Source organism: Nocardioides daeguensis, assembly GCF_019192965.1.
In the GTDB taxonomy this organism is placed as follows: domain Bacteria; phylum Actinomycetota; class Actinomycetes; order Propionibacteriales; family Nocardioidaceae; genus Nocardioides; species Nocardioides daeguensis.
Window position 1 is genome coordinate 117,435 of sequence record NZ_JAHTKU010000005.1, and the last position, 14,880, is coordinate 132,314.

The following is a 14,880-nucleotide window of genomic DNA, read 5'->3' on the forward strand; positions in this document are numbered from 1 at the left end:
CCACCAGGAGCATCCAGATGACCATCTACGCAGCCCCGGGCCAGCCCGACTCCCTCGTCGCCGTCCAGAGCCGCTACGGCCACTACATCGGCGGCGAGTGGGTGGCCCCGGTCAAGGGCCAGTACTTCGAGAACATCTCGCCGGTCAACGGCAAGCCGTTCACCGAGGTCGCCCGCGGCACCGAGGAGGACGTCGAGGCCGCCCTCGACGCCGCCCACGCCGCCTTCCCCGCGTGGAAGAAGACCTCGACGACCGAGCGCGCGAACCTCCTCAACAAGATCGCCGACCGGCTCGAGGAGAACCTCGAGGCCATCGCGGTCGCCGAGTCCTACGACAACGGCAAGCCGGTGCGCGAGACGCTCGCCGCCGACATCCCGCTGACCATCGACCACTTCCGCTACTTCGCGAGCGCCATCCGCGCCCAGGAGGGCAGCGCCGGCGAGCTGGACGAGAACACCGTCGCCTACCACTTCCACGAGCCGCTGGGCGTGGTCGGCCAGATCATCCCGTGGAACTTCCCGATCCTCATGGCCGCCTGGAAGCTCGCTCCGGCACTGGCCGCCGGAAACTGCGTGGTGCTCAAGCCCGCCGAGCAGACCCCTTGGTCGATCCTCAAGGTCATCGAGGTGATCGGCGACCTGCTGCCGGCCGGCGTGCTGAACGTCGTCAACGGCTTCGGCGTCGAGGCCGGCAAGCCGCTCGCCACCTCGAGCCGGATCGCGAAGGTCGCGTTCACCGGTGAGACCACCACGGGCCGGCTGATCATGCAGTACGCCGCCGAGAACATCATCCCGGTCACCCTCGAGCTCGGCGGCAAGTCGCCGAACATCTTCTTCGACTCGGTCGCCACCGAGAAGGACGCCTTCTACGACAAGGCGCAGGAGGGCTTCACGCTCTTCGCCCTCAACCAGGGCGAGGTGTGCACCTGCCCGTCGCGCGCGCTGATCCAGGACTCGATCTACGAGGAGTTCCTCGCCGACGCCGTGATCCGCACCGAGAAGATCGTGCAGGGCAACCCGCTCGACACGACCACGATGATCGGCGCCCAGGCCTCGCTGGACCAGCTCGAGAAGATCCTGTCCTACATCGAGATCGGCAAGGCCGAGGGCGCGAAGGTGCTGACCGGTGGCGAGCGCAACGTCCTCGAGGGCGACTTCGCCGGCGGCTACTACGTGAAGCCGACGATCTTCGAGGGCCACAACAAGATGCGGATCTTCCAGGAGGAGATCTTCGGCCCGGTCGTCTCCGTGACCCGGTTCGCCGACGAGGCCGAGGCTCTCGAGACGGCCAACGACACGCTCTACGGCCTCGGTGCCGGCGTGTGGTCGCGCGAGGGCTCCCAGGCCTACCGCGCCGGGCGCGAAATCGAGGCCGGTCGGGTCTGGACGAACTGCTACCACCTCTACCCCGCGGGCGCGGCGTTCGGTGGCTACAAGCAGTCCGGCATCGGCCGCGAGAACCACAAGATGATGCTCGACCACTACCAGCAGACGAAGAACCTCCTGGTGTCGTACTCCCCCGACGCCCTCGGTTTCTTCTGACAGGCGTTGACCCGGGCATGCCCTCCCTTCCGCACCGGGTCGACCTCACCGGTGAGGCTGCGGACCTGCTCCGCAGCCTCACCACCGAGCACGGCCCCGTCATGTTCCACCAGTCCGGCGGCTGCTGCGACGGGTCGGCACCGATGTGCTACCCCGACGGCGAGTTCCGCACCGGCAACGCCGACATCCGTCTCGGCGACCTCGACATCGGCCTGGACCGCCCCGTCCCGGTGTGGATGTCGAAGGCCCAGTTCGAGTACTGGAAGCACACCCACCTGACCATCGACGTCGTCAAGGGTCGTGGCGCCGGCTTCTCCCTGGAGGCACCCCGCGGCGTGCGCTTCCTGATCCGCTCGCGCCTGTTCACCGACGAGGAGCACGCCGCGCTGAGCGCCGACCGCGACGCCCGGGCGGCGACGTCATGACGGCCCCGGGGCGGCGGTCGACCGATCCGCCGCCCCGGGGAGTGCGTCACGCGAGCAGTGCGTTGACCGACTTCTGCTCGGTGTAGGCGTCGATCGCGGAGGCACCGAGCTCGCGACCCCAGCCGGACTGCTTGTAGCCGCCGAACGGCATCGCGGCGTCGAACGCGTTGTGGCAGTTGATCCACACGGTGCCCGCCTTGATCTGGCGTGCCGTGCGGTGCGCCTTGGTGACGTCGCGGGTCCACACCGAGGCGGCCAGGCCGTACGGCGTGTCGTTGGCCGCGGCGACGACGCCCTGCTCGGCGTTGAACGGCGTCGCCACGACGACCGGGCCGAAGATCTCCTCGCGGTAGACGCTGAAGGACGAGTCGACGTCGACGAGGACGGTCGGCTCGACGTAGTAGCCCGCCTCGCCGTGCCGCCGACCGCCGGTCAGCGCCCGGGCTCCGTCGCGCAGCCCCTGGTCGACGTAGCCGAGGACGCGGTCGAGCTGCGTCTGCGACACGAGCGGGCCCACCTCGCTGGTGGGGTCGAGACCGGGGCCGAGCTTGCTGGCGGCGGCGACCTCCGCGACCCCCTGGGTGAACTCCTCGAAGATCTTGTCCTCGACGAGCAGGCGGGTGCCGCTGGTGCACGTCTGGCCGTGGTTGAACAAGAAGCCCGACGCCGTGCCGGGGATGGCGAGGTCGAGGTCCGCGTCGGCGTACACGACCTGCGGGCTCTTGCCGCCGAGCTCCAGGCTGACCTTCTTCAGGTTGCCCTTGGCCGCGTCGACGACGAGCCTGCCGACCTCGGTCGACCCGGTGAAGGCGATCTTGTCGACGTCGTCGTGCGCGGCGAGCGCGGCGCCGGCGTCTCCGTAGCCGGTCACGACGTTGAAGACACCGTCCGGCAGGCCGCACTCGGCCATGATCTCCGCGAGGCGCAGCGCGGTGAGCGGGGTGTCCTCGGCCGGCTTGAGCACCACGGTGTTGCCGCAGGTGAGGGCGACCGGGATCTTGAACGACGCCATGAGGAGCGGGAAGTTCCACGGCACGATGGCGCCGCAGACGCCGACCGGCTCGCGCAGGGTGTAGGCGTGCCACTGCGCGCCGGGCGCCCACGGGACCGACACCGGGATGGTGCGGCCCTCGATCTTGGTGGCCCAGCCGGCGTAGTACTCGAAGAGCTCGGCGACCCAGGTGATGTCGACGGCCTGCGCGACGGCGGCGGACTTGCCGTTGTCGAGGGCCTCCAGCTGCGCGAGCTCCTCGGCGTGCTCGTAGATCGCCTCGCCGATGCGGAAGAGCAGGCGCTGACGCTGGGCCGGCGTCCACAGCGACCATTCACCCTCGAAGGCCTTGCGGGCCGCACGGACCGCACGGTCGACGTCGACCGCCTCGCCGTGTGCGACCTCGGTGAGCACCTGGCCGGTGGCCGGGTCGCGGGTCTCGAACGTGCGTCCCGACGCGGCGTCGGACCACGCCCCGCCGATGAACAGGCCCTTGGGACTCGACAGCCACTCCCGTACCTGGGGCAGCACGTGGGTGTCGGTGGGCACGAGCAGATCGGTCATTCTTCCTCCGTTGGCTTCGACGTGATCCGTGGAGGCGAGCGTGGTCGGCACTCCGGGTCGGGGGTGTTCAGGTTCTGGACATTCCGGCCAGCAACCGGTCGAGCACGACGGGCAGGTCCGCCAGCTCCGCGAGTGACTCGACCCGGGCGCCTGCCCGGCGGGCGAACCCGCGGGCCTCCTCGTCGTCGCTCGCGGGGGCGATGACCAGCAGCTCGTCGAGGGCTCGGGCCGCGGCGATCGGGTCGACGTCGTCGGTCACCCGACAGTCGGACAGCAGCACCGTGATCCGGCGCCGGGCGCGGGCGGACGCGAGCTGCTCGCGGGCGGCCCGCAGCGCCGCGTCGAGCGAGGTCATGCCGTGACCGCGCAGACCGAGCACCCGTTCGACGGTGCGCCGCGGATGCGTCGGAGAGGCCAGGCCGACGACGACCTCGGCGCGCCGGTCGAACGCGACGACGCAGAGCTCGCCGCCAGACTCCGCGACCCGCAGGGCACACGCGGCTGCGGCCATCGCAGCCGTCGCCAGGCGTTCGCCGTCCATCGACCCGGATCGGTCCACCAGCAGGCACAGGGCCGTGGACGGCCGTTGCCAGACCACCGAGGTCAGCTCGTCCAGCGCGGGCGGCCGGCCCTCGGCCCGGGCGACGGCGACCGCCTCCAGCGAGGCGTCGAGGTCGAGGTCGCCGCCGCGGTCGGCACGGACCGGCCGCAACCGGCCCGAGCCGATCCGGCCGCTCGGACCGCTGCGGGCGCGCTCCACGACCAGCCTCGGCACCAGGGCCTGCACCTTCGCGCGCAGGGCCGGGTCGGTGGCCCGGCTCATCAGGGCCAGGAGCGGCAGCACCCCGTCCGGGTCCTCGGCGACGGCGGCCTCGACCGCCTCGACGTCGAGCTCGCCGACCTCCGGCGACAGCTCCGCGAACCGCTGGTTCCGGGACAGCTCGTCGCGGCCGTGGGTACGGTCCGGCCGGCCGCGGCGCGAGGCCTGGGGCTGGTCCGCCGGCGCGGCGGAGGGTGGGGAGCCCGCCTCCGGTGGAGGCGGGCTCAGGCTTCCCCCGAGTCGCTCTCCTCCGCCCCGGGCGGCGGGCCGAAGACCGCGGCGTACAGCTCCTCGATGATCTCCTCGGGGCGACGGGTGGACGACTCGTCGACCCGGATCCGCCCGCTGAGGGCGACCAGCGCGGCGTCGAGACCGGCCTGCCAGTCGTCCTCCGGCACGCCACGGGCCAGCGCCAGCTGGTGGGTGATGCCCGCCAGGTCGATCGCACCGCGCACCGACGCCCCCACCCGCAGCTCCTGGTGGCTGCGGGTGGCGCGGACCAGCGCGACCGCCCGGTCCCGCCAGGCGTCGGAGGGGACGGGCGCCCGGAGCGCGACGATGCGGGACTCCGCCTGCGCCGACTGGTAGCCCATGGCGATCCGGCAGGTCCGGTCGTAGACGGCGCTCGAGACCCGGGCGGTGCCGACGGCGTCGTACGGGTTCATCGCGGCGACCACCCCGAAGCCCGGGGCCGCACGGACCAGCCCGAGGCGGGGGACGACGATCTCCCGCTCCGACATGACCGCGAGCAGGGTGTTGAGGGTCTCCTCGGGCACCCGGTTGAGCTCCTCGACGTAGAGCAGGCCGCCCTCGCGCATCGCGGTGACCAGCGGACCGTCGACGAACACCTCGGGCTGGTAGCCGCGGGCCAGGACCAGGGCCGGGTCGAAGTGGCCGACCAGCCGCGCCGGGGTGAGCTCCGCGTTGCCCTCCACCAGGGCGAAGGACGTCGCGCGGGCCGCGGCGACCCGGCGCAGCAGCGTGGTCTTGCCGGTGCCGGGCGGCCCCTCGAGGACGACGTTGGCACCACTGGCCAACGCCGCCTCGAGCAGCTCGGTCTCCCGCTCCCGGTCGACGACCCCGCTCCCGGTGAGCGGGGCGGTCACGAGTGGTCGTGGACGACGACGCCCCGCACGTTCTTGCCCGCGAGCAGGTCGTCGTAGCCCTGGTTGACCTCGTCGAGGGTGTAGGTACGGGTGATGATCTCGTCGAGCTTGAGGTCGCCGGACTGGTACAGCCCGAGGATCCGCGGGATGTCGACGGTCGGGTTGCAGTCGCCGAAGAGGCTGCCGCGCAGCTCCTTGCGGTAGAGCGTGAGCACCGAGCCGGGGAGCTGGATGTTGGTCTCCTCCAGCTTGTTCAGCCCGGTCAGGACGACCTTGCCGCCCTTGCCGACCGCGTTGAAGCCCTCGGCCACGATCTCGGAGGTCATCAGACCGGGGGTGAGGATCGCGGAGTCGGCCATCTGGCCGCGGGTGAGGTTGGTGATCGTCTCCATCGCCAGCTCGGTCGACTCGAAGGCATGGGTGGCCCCCAGCTCCATCGCCTTCTCCCGCTTGTTGGAGAGCGGGTCGACGGCGATGACGTTCTTGGCTCCGGCGAGCGCGGCACCCTGCACGGCGTTGATGCCGATGCCGCCGATGCCGATGACGACCACGGTGTCGCCGGCCTTGGCCTCGGCGGTGTTGACCGCCGCGCCCCAGCCGGTCGGCACGCCGCAGCCCACCAGCACGGCCTTCTCCAGCGGCAGGTCGTCGTCGACCTTCACGCACGAGTTCTGGTGGATGACACCGAACTGGCTGAACGTGCCGAGCATGCACATCGCGCCGTACTGACCGGCGGGCCCGGTGATCGGGAACCGCTCACCGGGGAGGTAGCCCTCGAGGATGGTGGCGCCCATGTCGCAGATCGACTGCTGGCCGTTGGCGCAGTAGCGGCAGGTGCCACAGTTCGGGATGAACGAGCACACCACGTGGTCCCCCGGCTTGACCCGGGTGACGCCCGGGCCGACCTCCTCGATGATGCCGGCGCCCTCGTGCCCGAGGACCATCGGGAGCCGGGCCTCGAGGTCGCCGTGGGCGATGTGGACGTCGGAGTGGCACAGGCCGGCATGCGTGTAGCGGATCAGCACCTCGCCCTCGCGCGGCTTGTCGAGGGTCAGCTCCTCGATCTCGATCGGCTTGCCGGGCTGGTAGACGACTGCGGCCTTGGTCTTCATGGATTCTCCTCGGGTGAGCGCCGGGGCGGCGGCGGACGTGACGCCTGCCACACTCGCAACGCGGCGGCCCGGCGGATGTTCAGAAACTGGACAACCGGGCGCCAACCCCGCGGCGCATACTGTGACAGCGGTCACGACAACCCCGGGCCGAGGAGAGAGCGTGACGACCAGAACCGATGACCTGCGTGCGCCGATCGCGCAGTCGTGGCAGCGCGCCACGATGGCCGGCCTGACCCCGGGCAACGCCCTCGCCCAGGTCACCTACAGCGAGGTCGACACCTCCGGACCGCTGCTCGGCGCCGCAGCGGAGGTGCTCGACGAGCTCAACGACCAGCTGCAGGGAACCATGTTCTCGACCCTGTTGGTCGACCGCGAGGGCCGCATCGCCCAACGCTGGTGCGGCGACCGCGGCGCACGCCGCGCGTTCGACAACCTCGGGCTCGACGTCGGCGCCTCCCTCCTCGAGGAGGTGGTCGGCACGAACGCCTTGGGCACCGTGCTGGAGACCCGGACCAGCATCACCATCAACGGCAGCGAGCACTTCGCCGTCCCCCTGCGCCGGTTCAGCTGCTACGGGCACCCGATCTTCCACCCGACCACGCGCCGGATCGAGGGGGTCCTCGACATCACCGCGCTGATGGAGGAGGCGAGCCCGCTGCTGCCGCCGCTGGTCGCCCGCGCCGTCGCCGACATCGAGCAGCGGCTGCTCGACCGCAGCCGGGTGTCCGACAAGCAGCTGCTCGCCGCGTTCCAGGCGGCCGGCACCCGCCGGCGCGCCGTGGTCGCGATCGGCCAGGACCTGTTCATGTCCAACCAGGCCGCCTCCGACCTGCTCGGCTCCACCGACGTCGCGCTGCTGCGCATGCTCGTCGGAGAGCTGCACGACAACGCCGACGTCGACCTGACCCTCGAGTCCGGGCTGGAGGTCCGGGTCGAGGCGAGCCGGGTGGGCGGCGCCCGCGGCGGCGCGCTCCTGCACGTCGAGCCACGACGCGAGCTGCGGGTCGCGCCCCGCACGTTCCGGCCGGACCTGGCGCACGCCCCGGTCCTGGTGTCCGGGCCGCCCGGCTCAGGGCGCTCGACGCAGGCCCGGCGCAGCAGCGACGTCCAGCCGATGGCGGTGCTGACCGCCGCAGCCGCGCTGCTCGACGGGGCCGAGGCCTGGGCGAAGAACTTCGGCGCGCTGGTGCGCGCCGGCCAGGGAACCGTCTGCGTCGACGGCTTCGACCTGCTCCCCGACGACCTGGTCGACCTGGTGGCCTCCCATCTCGCCGAGCGGCGCGCGCCCCGGCTGGTCCTGGTGTGCGGGCCGCTCGAGGGCCTCACCGGCCGCGCGGCGGCGCTGGCCGGCGAGTGCACCGAGCGGCGCGAGCTGGCCCCGCTGGCCAGCCGGCCGCACGAGCTGCCCGAGCTGGTCCGCCGGATGCTCGCCGACCTCGGCGCCGACCCGTCGCTGCACTTCACCCCGGGTGCGCTGCGCGCGCTGTCCGCCCAACCGTGGCCCGGCAACCTGCGCGAGCTGCGCGCGGTCGTCGAGCACGTCGTACGCCACCAGAGCAGCGGGGCCGTCGTGCTCGACCAACTCCCCGAGGCCTACCGGACCCAGGAGCCGTCGAAGCGACTGGCGCCGATCGAGCACGCCGAGCGGTCCGTGATCGTCGAGGCGCTACGCGAGCACGACGGCAACAAGGTCAAGGCCGCGCAGTCGCTGGGGATCTCGCGGACCACCCTCTACGCGAAGATGCGGACCCTGCGGATCACGATCTACTGAGGGCTGCCGGGCCGCCGCGGCAGCAGGCACCGCACGCTCCGGCGCCGGATCGCGCCCCACCACAGGCCCCCGCCATAGGCGAGGTCGTCGAGGCGTCGCCCGGCCAGGGCGGTAAGAGGATCGACGCCGGTGCGCTCGCGCAGGAAGACCGCGAGGTCGACGACGAGGGCGCTCAGCACCGCTCGGCGCACGGTTCGGCTCACCGGCAGCATCAGCAGCGTCGCCGGCCACCAGTGGCGCAGCAGCAGCCCGGTCTCCTGGCGGAGCGCCCACCCGGTGCCGCGCAGCGCGAGCCGGGTCGCGACGGCCGTGCGCCCCTGGTCCACCGGAAGGCCGGGGGCGAGCCGGCGCGCGGTGCGGGCCGTGGCCAGGGCGGCGACCGGGAGCGACCACCACCGGCGCTGCAGCAGGGCCGCCGCGCCGAGCGCCATGGCCGGCGACAGCACCGCTGGTGCGACCTTGCCCCCGTGGCGGGCCGCGAGGTCGGCACCCCCCGTGCCGTAGACGAACTTGCGCGCAAGCCAGCGCGGCCCGCTCGCGCGGACGTCGTGGCGCGCCTGGACCGCCGGGTCGTAGCGGACCACGTGCCCGTCGTCCGCGAGCCGCCACACGAGGTCGACGTCCTCCGCGACCCGCCACGCGTCCTCGAACCCGCGCCCGAGGGCCGCCGTCCGGCCGACCAGACAGGCCGAGGGCAGCCACCCGATCGCGGCGCCGGGCAGGACCCGGCCACCGACCTGCCCCAGGTCGAGCGACGACGCGGCGACGTCGTACCGCTCGAACCAACGGGGTCGAGCGCTGCGGGATGCTCCGACGACCCGCGGCCCGACCAGCGCGACCCGCGGGTCGGCCAGGTGGCGGGAGAGCTCGACGAGGGCGCCGGCGTCGACCTCGACGTCGGAGTCGACGAAGGCGACCACGCGGGTGCGCACCTCGCGAAGCCCCGCGTTGCGGGCTCCGGCCGGGCCCCGGTTGGTCGTCAGCGCGACGAGCCGTGCCCCGTGACGGCGCGCGACCCGGGCCACGGCGGCAGGATCGCGGGAGGCGTCGTCGACCACGACGACGCGCAGCGGCGCCAGGGCCGCGAGACAGCGGTCCAGCTGACCGGGGCGGTCGCGGACGGGGACGACGACGGTGAGCTCGGCGAGGGGGACCTCGACGGCATCGAGGACCGGGTCGGCGAGGTTGCCGTCGAGGAGCCGCCGGGCCAGCGCAGCGGTGGCGGACCCGTCGACCTCGATCCGGTCGCCGCGCAGCAGCGTGCGGGCCCGCTCGCTCAGCCGGACCACCCGCACCGGGGAGCCACCGACCAGGACCCGCCCGTGGTCGGCGCGGACCACGTCCGGGCGCAGCCGGACCCCGAACCCCACGGGCAGGGACGTCTCGTCGGTCAGGTCGGCGACGCTCACGGCGCGAAGCCGCCGTCGGCGTGGACCACGGAGCCGTTGAGGACGGCTGCATCGCGACTGCAGCAGAACGCGATGGTGGCGGCGACCTCCGCGGGGTCGAGGATCCGGCGGATCAGCTGGTTGTCGGCGAAGGCGTCGACGTCGTCGAGGCCGTAGAGCTCCGCCGTGGCCTCCAGCATCGGCGTCCGGGTGGATCCGGGTGAGACGGCGCAGGCGGTGGCGCCGGTGCCGACCAGGTCGGCGGCGAGCCCCTTCACGAGACCGATCACGGCATGCTTGGCGAGGTTGTAGGCAGCCAGGTGGTGCAGTCCGTGGTGCCCCGCCGCGGAGGCGACCGCCACGAACCGGGCACCCGACGGGTCGGGCCCCGCCAGCATCGCGGGGACGGCGACGGCGGCGGTGTTCCACACGCCCTTCACGTCGACGTCCCAGAGCAGGTCGAGGTCCTGCTCCGGCGTCTCCCACAGCGGCCGGCCGCCGGCGATGACCGCAGCCGCCGCGACGGCGGCATCGAGCCGGCCCCAGGTCTCGAGGGCGAGGTCGACAGCGGTCCCGAGGGCCGCGCGGTCGCGGACGTCGGCGACGTGGGCGACCACCTGCTCGCCACCGTCCGCGAGACGGGTCACCGACGACAGCTCGTCGACCGCGACGACCCGGTCACCACCGGCGACCAGCGCGCTCACGGTCGCGGCGCCGATGCCCCGGGCGGCGCCGGTGACCAGGACGACCCGGCCCGTCATCGGCGGGCCACCGCTCCCGTCGCGGCCACGACGTCGGCGACCATGGCGGCCAGCACCCGCGCACCCTCCTCGGCGCTGGCACCGGACGGGTCCCCGAGGACGCCGTTGGGCGAGACCGCCCTGATCCCGCCGCTCATCATCAGCGGGAGCAGCTCCTCCAGGGACCCGGTGTTGCCGCGCTCCGCCCGGTCCAGCCGGACGTTCCACGGCGCGAGGTGAAGCATCAGCGAGGTCTCGGTCCGGCCCGCGTGCAGGTCGACCTCCTCGGTCGCACAGGCGACCCAGCCGACGTCATGGCCCTCGTCCGTCAGCTGGCGTACGGCGCCGCGCAGGGCGGCGAGGTTGCCGCCGTGGGCGTTCACGAAGACCACCCGTGCGGCCCAGGTCCGCATCGACCGGGTGAGCTCGACCAGGACGTCGTGGAGCACGCTCGTACCGATCGAGCTGGTCCCGGCGAAGTCCTGGTGCTCGCCGCTGGAGCCGTAGGCCAGGGCGGGCGCGACCAGGACCGGGGCCCCGGCCGCCGCCAGCTCATCGGCCGCACGCGTCGCGACCGCGGTCGCGATCACGGTGTCGGTGTCGAGCGACAGGTGCGGGCCGTGCTGCTCGATCGAGCCCACCGGGACCAGCACCGTGGGCCCTGCGGGCACGCCCGGCGAGGTCGCGGACGCCAGCTCGGGAGCCATGGTCAGCGCCTCGCCGCGGCCGTCTCCGGGACGCCGAGCGCACGGTCGAAGCCCTCGGGAACGATCAGGTGCCCGGGGCGCAGCTCGGCGGTCGAGGCGAGCGCGAGCCCGCGCAGCGCGGAGTCGACGCCACCGGAGAGCACGTCGAGCACGTTCTCCACGCCGGCCTGGCCGTTGGCCGCGAGGCCCCACAGGTAGGCACGGCCGATCATGACGGCCTTGGCACCGAGCGCCAGGGCCTTGACCACGTCGGAGCCGCGGCGCACGCCGCCGTCCATGACGACGTCGATCTGCTCACCGACCGCGTCCGCGATCGGGCGGACCATCCGGATCGCGGCCGGCGTACCGTCGAGGTTGTTGCCGCCGTGGTTGGACACCGAGATGCCCGCGACACCGGCGTCCACCGCCCGCAGCGCGTCGTCGACGCGGCACACGCCCTTGAGCACGAACGGCGTCCCGGAGATCTGCGCCCACGTCTCCCGCATCCACGCCACGTCCTCCCAGCTGGGAGGCGGGGTGGTCATCCACTCGTAGTAGGCGCCGAAGAAGGTCGGCGCCGCACCACCGGGCGGGGCCAGGTTGGGGGCGGTGAGGTCGGGCAGCTGCTTTGTTCGGAGGAATTCTTGCCCGAATTGCTTGACCCAGCGCGGCTTGGTCGCCACCTTCGGCGCGAGCCGGACCATCGCCTTGAGGTCGACCTTCTCCGGGATCTCGGGGCTCCCCCAGTCGCGGCCCATCGAGAACGACCAGTCCAGGGTGGCGATCAGGCCCTTCACACCGGCGTCGTGGGCGCGGGTCATCCGCTGGACCATCGTGTCGCGCTCACCTGTCCAGTACATCTGGAAGAAGGTCGTCGCGCCGGTGGCGGTCACCTCCTCGACGGACTTGGAGGCGAAGTTGGACAGCCCCATGATCGTGCCCCGCGCGGCAGCGGCCCGGGCGACGGCCACCTCACCGTCGGGGTGCACGGCCTGGACACCGGTCGGGCTGATGATCACCGGACTGCCGATGGTCTGGCCGAAGACCGTGGTCTCCTGGGTGCGCTCGGGCAGCTGGCCCACCACGTGCGGGGCCAGGCCGAGCTCGGCGAACGCGGCCTGGTTGTCCGCGACGGACTGGCCGCGCTCCGAGCCGGCCACGAGCGCGCCGTACACCGGCTGAGGGAGGCGCTTGCGGGCCCGCTCCTGCGCGACCGCGACCGACTCGAACCAGGGGTTCTGCTTCCAGGGGTTCTCGAACTTCATGTCGGCTCTCTCAGCTCTGGTCGGGGTCGAAGCTGACGCTGCGGCGCTGAGCCTGCGAAGCGTCGGGGGCAGCGGCAGGTTGAGTAGCGGCACGGCTGAGGAACGAAGCCGTGACCCGCGTATCGAAACCGGCGAGCGGGCTCTCGGCGCACGCCGAGACCGGCGGGCGGGTGAGCAGCTGCAGCATCACCGGCTGGTTGCGCGTCGGGCTGGCCTTGGAGTGGTCCTGGCTCGGCGCCGGGATGGTCCGCTCCCCGGCGAGCGCGTGCTCGCCGTACCCCTGGACGCACTCGGGGTCCGGGCCGTCGAGCGGCAGGCCGGTGAAGAACTTCGCGGCCATGCAGCCGCCCCGGCAGGAGTCGAAGAACTGGCACGACGAGCACGCGCCGCCGGTCTGCGGGGAGCGGAGCTCCTGGAACAGCGCCGAGGTCTGCCAGACCTGCTGGAAGCCGCCGTCGGCCAGCAGGTTGCCGGCCAGGAAGTTCTCGTGGATCGCGAACGGGCAGGCGTAGACGTCGCCGATCGGGTCGATCAGGCAGACCACGCGCCCCGCGCCACACAGGTTGAGGCCGGGCAGCGACTCGCCGAACGCGGCCAGGTGGAAGAACGAGTCGCCGGTGAGGACCTGCTCGCCGTCGGCGGTGTGCTCCATCAGCCAGTCGTAGAGCTCGCGCTGCTGCTCGGGCAGCGGGTGCAGCTCGTCCCACACGTCCGCGCCGCGGCCGCTCGGGCGCAGCCGGGTGAGGCGGAGCGTGGCGCCGTACTCGTCGGCGAGGGCCTTGAACGCGTCGAGCTGGCCGATGTTCTCGCGCGTGCAGACCACCGAGATCTTGGCGTCGCGGAACCCGGCGTCCTTGAGGTTCTGCAGAGCCCGCAGGGCGGTGTCGTAGGAGCCCGGACCGCGGACGTAGTCGTTGACCTCGGCGGTCGCACCGTCGAGGGAGATCTGCACGTCGACGTAGCCACCACAAGCAGGCGACGCGAGGAAGCGGGCCCGCTCCGGGGTGATGCGGACGCCGTTGGTGGAGAACTTCACGCCGACCTGGTGGTCGACGGCGTACTCGAGCAGCTCCCAGAAGTCCGGCCGGATGGTCGGCTCACCGCCGCCGATGTTGACGTAGAAGACCTGCATCCGCTGCAGCTCGTCGATCACCGCCTTGGCCTGCTCGGTCGACAGCTCGCGCGGGTCCCGGCGCCCGGACGACGAGAGGCAGTGCGCGCACTCGAGGTTGCAGGCGTAGGTGAGCTCCCAGGTCAGGCAGATCGGGGCGTCGAGGCCGTACTCGAACTGCTGGACCAGCGAGCCGGTCTCCGGTCGTCGGGTCGGTCGTTCGGGAGCGATCGTCATCACGCAACCTCCTCAGCTGCTCGGACGGGACGGGGGCGGATCATGTCGGTCGCGGCCAGGCCGCGCAGGGCGGCCGCGTAGGCCGCGTGCTGGGAGGCCGGGACGCCCGCGTTCTCGAGCGCGGTCCGTACGTCGGGCGCCTGGGCCAGGCCCCGCACGACGGCGACCAGCTCGGGCCGCTTGAGGAAGGTCAGCTTCCGGTTGCCGAAGTGGTAGGCCAGCGCCCCGAACGGCTCGGGCCGCAGCGCCACCGACGGCGAGAGCGTCCACGGCTCTCCCAGCAACGCGTCCATCAGTAGACGCCGCACATGCCGTCGATCGAGACCTCCTCGATCAGGTCCTCGGCCATCAGCTCGGTCGGCTGGCCCTGGTTCTCGGACTCGGGGTTCATCGCATCCTCCTTCTCGGTGTGGCGGCGCCCACATTAATGGCATCGGATGCCAAAATGGAAGGGGCGAATCGTGCTAACTTCCGAGGCGATGCCTGACGCGGTGACCGACGCCCCCACCCCGAGGCGGTCGTCCGCACGGGGACGCCCGGTCGCCACGTCGCACGCCGCCATCGAGCAGGCCGCGTTCCGGCTCTTCGCGGAGCACGGCTTCGCCGGGACCACGATGGACGCCATCGCCCGCGAGGCGGGGGTCGGCAAGCGGACGGTCTTCCGCTACTACCCCTCGAAGAACGACATCCCCTGGGGCCAGTTCGACCGGACCTTGAGCCATTTCCGGGAGCTGCTCGCCGAGCAGCCCGACGACCTGCCGGTGCACCGCGCGATCCACCGCGCCGTCGTGGAGTTCAACCGGTTCCCGCCGGACGCCCAGCCCCCCCACCGCGAGCGGATGCGGCTCATCCTGAGCACGCCCGAGCTGCAGGCGCACTCGGTGCTGCGGTACGCCGAGTGGCGCCGGGTCATCGCCGAGGACGTCGCGCGCCGTACCGACGCCCGTCCCGACGACCTGGTCCCCCAGGTCGCCGGGCACGTCTCCCTGGCGATCTCGTTGTCCGCCTACGACGCGTGGCTGGCGCAACCCGATGCGGACAGCGCCCGGTTGCTGGAGGTCATCGACCTGGCGATGACCGGTCTGCGCCAGTACCTGGACCTCACCCGTCGGTGACGCGGACG

15 protein-coding genes are annotated in these 14,880 nt (G+C 72.5%); 4 read left to right on the forward strand and 11 right to left on the reverse strand.

What is annotated here, in order from left to right:
* Nucleotides 1–17 precede the first annotated feature (17 nt).
* Together exaC and KU893_RS05120 are read left to right on the forward strand one after the other, a co-directional pair.
* Nucleotides 18–1,541: an acetaldehyde dehydrogenase ExaC gene (gene exaC, locus KU893_RS05115; protein WP_218233267.1), complete on the forward strand. Its 1,524-nt coding sequence runs from the start codon at nucleotides 18–20 to the stop codon at nucleotides 1,539–1,541.
* A 17-nt stretch (nucleotides 1,542–1,558) separates the two neighbouring features.
* Nucleotides 1,559–1,966 carry a DUF779 domain-containing protein gene (locus KU893_RS05120; protein ID WP_218233268.1) on the forward strand — a complete coding sequence of 136 codons (408 nt, stop codon included), beginning with the start codon at nucleotides 1,559–1,561 and terminating at the stop codon, nucleotides 1,964–1,966.
* Between the two features lie 46 nt (nucleotides 1,967–2,012).
* On the opposite strand, the gene KU893_RS05125 is transcribed toward KU893_RS05120, so the two are convergent.
* The 4 genes from KU893_RS05125 to KU893_RS05140 form a co-directional block, all read right to left on the reverse strand.
* A complete protein-coding gene (locus KU893_RS05125; protein WP_218233269.1) occupies nucleotides 2,013–3,521 on the reverse strand; it encodes an aldehyde dehydrogenase family protein in 1,509 nt (502 codons plus the stop codon).
* A 67-nt stretch (nucleotides 3,522–3,588) separates the two neighbouring features.
* Nucleotides 3,589–4,365 (reverse strand): vWA domain-containing protein, encoded by a 777-nt coding sequence (locus tag KU893_RS05130; protein WP_218233270.1) that lies wholly within the window; start codon nucleotides 4,363–4,365, stop codon nucleotides 3,589–3,591.
* Nucleotides 4,366–4,565: 200 nt separating this feature from the next.
* The gene (locus KU893_RS05135) at nucleotides 4,566–5,447 is read right to left on the reverse strand and encodes an AAA family ATPase (protein ID WP_218233271.1); all 882 of its coding nucleotides are present in this window, start codon (nucleotides 5,445–5,447) and stop codon (nucleotides 4,566–4,568) included.
* Nucleotides 5,444–6,559 carry an NDMA-dependent alcohol dehydrogenase gene (locus KU893_RS05140; protein WP_218233272.1) on the reverse strand — a complete coding sequence of 372 codons (1,116 nt, stop codon included), beginning with the start codon at nucleotides 6,557–6,559 and terminating at the stop codon, nucleotides 5,444–5,446. Before KU893_RS05140 ends, KU893_RS05135 begins: the two co-directional genes overlap by 4 nt.
* A gap of 160 nt (nucleotides 6,560–6,719) precedes the next feature.
* Here KU893_RS05140 and KU893_RS23490 point away from each other — a divergent pair, with 160 nt between their 5' ends.
* The gene (locus KU893_RS23490; protein ID WP_218233273.1) at nucleotides 6,720–8,330 is read left to right on the forward strand and encodes a sigma-54-dependent Fis family transcriptional regulator; all 1,611 of its coding nucleotides are present in this window, start codon (nucleotides 6,720–6,722) and stop codon (nucleotides 8,328–8,330) included.
* On the opposite strand, the gene mftF is transcribed toward KU893_RS23490, so the two are convergent.
* The 7 genes from mftF to mftA are packed head-to-tail and all read right to left on the reverse strand — an operon-like array spanning nucleotide 8,324 to nucleotide 14,148.
* Nucleotides 8,324–9,739 (reverse strand): mycofactocin biosynthesis glycosyltransferase MftF, encoded by a 1,416-nt coding sequence (mftF, locus tag KU893_RS05150; RefSeq protein ID WP_257440867.1) that lies wholly within the window; start codon nucleotides 9,737–9,739, stop codon nucleotides 8,324–8,326. The genes KU893_RS23490 and mftF overlap by 7 nt on opposite strands.
* Complete coding sequence (locus KU893_RS05155) at nucleotides 9,736–10,479, reverse strand: mycofactocin-coupled SDR family oxidoreductase (protein WP_218233274.1); 744 nt, start codon at nucleotides 10,477–10,479, stop codon at nucleotides 9,736–9,738. Before KU893_RS05155 ends, mftF begins: the two co-directional genes overlap by 4 nt.
* Nucleotides 10,476–11,165 (reverse strand): mycofactocin biosynthesis peptidyl-dipeptidase MftE, encoded by a 690-nt coding sequence (gene mftE / locus KU893_RS05160; RefSeq protein WP_218233275.1) that lies wholly within the window; start codon nucleotides 11,163–11,165, stop codon nucleotides 10,476–10,478. Before mftE ends, KU893_RS05155 begins: the two co-directional genes overlap by 4 nt.
* Before the next feature lie 2 nt (nucleotides 11,166–11,167).
* The gene (mftD, locus tag KU893_RS05165) at nucleotides 11,168–12,409 is read right to left on the reverse strand and encodes a pre-mycofactocin synthase MftD (protein WP_218233276.1); all 1,242 of its coding nucleotides are present in this window, start codon (nucleotides 12,407–12,409) and stop codon (nucleotides 11,168–11,170) included.
* Between the two features lie 10 nt (nucleotides 12,410–12,419).
* Nucleotides 12,420–13,757: a mycofactocin radical SAM maturase gene (gene mftC / locus KU893_RS05170; protein WP_218233277.1), complete on the reverse strand. Its 1,338-nt coding sequence runs from the start codon at nucleotides 13,755–13,757 to the stop codon at nucleotides 12,420–12,422.
* Nucleotides 13,757–14,050 (reverse strand): mycofactocin biosynthesis chaperone MftB, encoded by a 294-nt coding sequence (gene mftB, locus KU893_RS05175; RefSeq protein WP_246591940.1) that lies wholly within the window; start codon nucleotides 14,048–14,050, stop codon nucleotides 13,757–13,759. The genes mftC and mftB overlap by 1 nt, the downstream gene beginning before the upstream one ends.
* Nucleotides 14,050–14,148 carry a mycofactocin precursor MftA gene (gene mftA / locus KU893_RS05180; RefSeq protein ID WP_218233278.1) on the reverse strand — a complete coding sequence of 33 codons (99 nt, stop codon included), beginning with the start codon at nucleotides 14,146–14,148 and terminating at the stop codon, nucleotides 14,050–14,052. Before mftA ends, mftB begins: the two co-directional genes overlap by 1 nt.
* 88 nt (nucleotides 14,149–14,236) lie before the next feature.
* On the opposite strand from mftA, the gene mftR reads away from it, so the two are divergent.
* Entirely contained in the window at nucleotides 14,237–14,872 is a 636-nt protein-coding gene (gene mftR, locus KU893_RS05185; protein WP_218233279.1) for a mycofactocin system transcriptional regulator MftR, read from the forward strand.
* Nucleotides 14,873–14,880: the final 8 nt, after the last annotated feature.